General features: G+C 36.2%; 3 protein-coding genes. All 3 read right to left on the bottom strand.

The features are described from left to right. Positions 1-72: 72 nt before the first annotated feature. Positions 73-1,053 carry a replication initiation protein RepM gene (gene repM / locus F960_RS00130; RefSeq protein ID WP_004845806.1) on the bottom strand — a complete coding sequence of 327 codons (981 nt, stop codon included), beginning with the start codon at positions 1,051-1,053 and terminating at the stop codon, positions 73-75. A gap of 609 nt (positions 1,054-1,662) precedes the next feature. Beyond that, positions 1,663-1,914 (bottom strand): hypothetical protein, encoded by a 252-nt coding sequence (locus F960_RS00135; protein WP_004845808.1) that lies wholly within the window; start codon positions 1,912-1,914, stop codon positions 1,663-1,665. Between the two features lie 164 nt (positions 1,915-2,078). Further along, positions 2,079-2,516: a conjugal transfer protein TraD gene (locus F960_RS00140; RefSeq protein ID WP_020846910.1), complete on the bottom strand. Its 438-nt coding sequence runs from the start codon at positions 2,514-2,516 to the stop codon at positions 2,079-2,081. Positions 2,517-2,533: the final 17 nt, after the last annotated feature.

A 2,533-nucleotide genomic window follows, 5' to 3' on the forward strand; every position in this document is an offset into this window, starting at 1 on the left:
ATCTGCCGAAACCAAGCAAGCCCAAGAGATTAAGCACCAACCACAGCAATCTAAAGGGCTTGAACGATAGTGTTATTTGTACCCTGCTTTTTCTAAAAGTGGGTAAAGTTCTCTAAATTTTTCAGGTTGTAAAAGCATTTCAGCAATACGTACAGCAAACTGCTGATAGCTTTCCGTACCTTGCGAATACTTAGACATTTCGGGCATTTCAGACATTTTATTTGCAAATAAATGACGTTGTGCATCGGTCATTTTGATAAAGAAGTCTGGCGTGTTTGGATCTCTTTTTGAATCTATTTGAGCCTTAGATTTAGAGTTTTTTAGCTTAAACTTGAATGAAAAACCAGTAATGGTTCTACCCTCTTTGTGTTGCTCATACTCTATTTTATAGTCAGTGGTTTCATTGATTTGATTAACTGCAATATCAAGAACTCGCTTTTTAAAATCCGCAACCAATTTATATTGATTTTCCTCAACACCCAAGCTATTCCTGAGCTCATGTAAAGCCATGACAGGTATAGAATTGGTGCTTTTCCATTGCATCAACAATTCAAACAACCTTGTTGCATAAGAACTAGAGAAATCAGCCGTTTGTGACAAGTAATAGCTTGTGAAATATTCTTTTAGATTGGTTATTAGTGGGATTAAATCAGTAGAAAATTGAAAATATACTGCCCCACTTCTTTCTCGGTAAGCAATTTTTTGAACCCATCGAGATTTAACTTTAATCAAATCATCAGAGGTACTTAGTTTTCTAGGGGGCTTTAAATCGTATTCTTTCCCATATTCTCTTGAGTAAATATCATAGGTAAAGTACCTAGAGAATAAACGCTCAGAAGCATCTTTTAAAGCCATGTAAGCCGCTGCTCGGTCAACTTTGAACATATCAACATATTCCGCTGCGGTGACAACAAGCATAGTGTTGGTATCAACTTCTTTATGCTGATTGTTTGCTTTGACAATAGCCAAACCAATTAGACGTTGTTCAGCAAGAGTTAGGCTATAACTAGCATTAATTAGGGTATTACTTTTCACCACAAGATCATTAGCCATAGTTGTTTAGGACATTATTGTTTGATGTCAATATATGGCTTTTAAATTTCAATGTCAATTAATGCTAAGCAAACGTCCTTTTAATGCTAAGCAAACGTCCACATAATGCTAAGCAAACGTCCACATAATGCTAAGCAAACGTCCTTTTAATGCTAAGCAAACGTCCACATAATGCTAAGCAAACGTCCACATAATGCTAAGCAAACGTCCATTTATAAGGTTGGAAAGCCTTGCTAGGCTTGCGTTTCAGCGTGTCTAAAATTATTAAAATTATTAAAATTATTAAAAAAGAGAAAAATCAAAAATCAAAGGCTATGGCACTCGCTTCGCTCGTGTCGTTTCAAAAGCAAAAGCAAAGTCAAAAGCATTGATAATGTATTCGCTGCGCTCATACTTTTTGAAAAGCAAAAGCTTCTCCGTTCGCACCCATTCGGGATGCTCTGTACTTACCGTTTAAAGTCGAAAGGGAGCTTGTAATCAGGGAAAAGGCATTGCAAAAATTTTAATAGCGTATGTTCACTCGTAGACACTCGTTCGGCTACTTTAGTGATTTATCAAATATAGATTCATTATGAAAAATCAAAATGAATCTATTAGGATTTATTGTTCTTATTTTAAGAAACTTCGACCTTTAGCAGTTATTTCTAAATGACCAAAAGACACAGTCTGATCAGTACCAATTCTTATTGCGTTAATAAGAAAAGCATTATCTTGAAGTTCTGTTAAAGCTTTTATGACATCTTCAATATCATACTCAGATAAGCTAACAATTTTATTATCCTCAAATTCTATTAAAGCAACTCCTGGATATTCTTTGTTGGCAATCGTAAGAATTTTCTGTTTTAAGTCATCTAACTGCATAGTGGTTACTACCTAAGTTAATAATTTATAGAAAATTTAGTATATATCAGTAAAGCGAACGGAGTGTGAGCGACATAACGATAAATCGTTCACTTCCCCCTCTGATTACCGCTTTTGCTGAATTTGATTAGTAGTCAATCTGTCGTAGTTAGGTCTAAATCGCTCTAATTTACGTTTTTAGGCTGTTTTCGATCTTGGAGTATGGAAACCCCTTGTTCATGCCATTTCGACCATCTAGCGTCATCTGGTGCGATTTTAATGCTACTCAACATACCAACCAATGTTGCAGGATCGTGATGACCCAAATCGGCAATATCGAATAATGCGCCTAATTCAATCAGTCGCTTGGTTCTAGCCTTTCGTTCTAAAGCCTTTTCCTTTGTCCGTTCTGCATTGAGGAGATTCTGCATAGCCTGTTTGGCTTTGTTGGCTCGAATAGTGGCTTTTTCAGTTCGGATTAAAGCGGATAATTTTTTATCTTCTGTAGCTGTCCGATCTGTTTTTTCATACAGTTCAATCAGCAATTTTTGGTAGTCAGTTGGGCGAGATAGAGCCTTGAGAAAATCCAAATGTCCGCTAGGTAAATCAATTGTGGCTGTCATACAAATACCGCTAAAAG

This window comes from Acinetobacter gerneri DSM 14967 = CIP 107464 = MTCC 9824 (assembly GCF_000368565.1).
GTDB lineage: Bacteria > Pseudomonadota > Gammaproteobacteria > Pseudomonadales > Moraxellaceae > Acinetobacter > Acinetobacter gerneri.

What these genes read in the sequence shown, in the direction of transcription:
- repM (WP_004845806.1), bottom strand. Translation starts at nt 1,053, where the DNA reads ATGGCTAATGATCTTGTGGTGAAAAGTAATACCCTAATTAATGCTAGT.
- F960_RS00135 (WP_004845808.1), bottom strand. Translation starts at nt 1,914, where the DNA reads ATGCAGTTAGATGACTTAAAACAGAAAATTCTTACGATTGCCAACAAA.
- F960_RS00140 (WP_020846910.1), bottom strand. Translation starts at nt 2,516, where the DNA reads ATGACAGCCACAATTGATTTACCTAGCGGACATTTGGATTTTCTCAAG.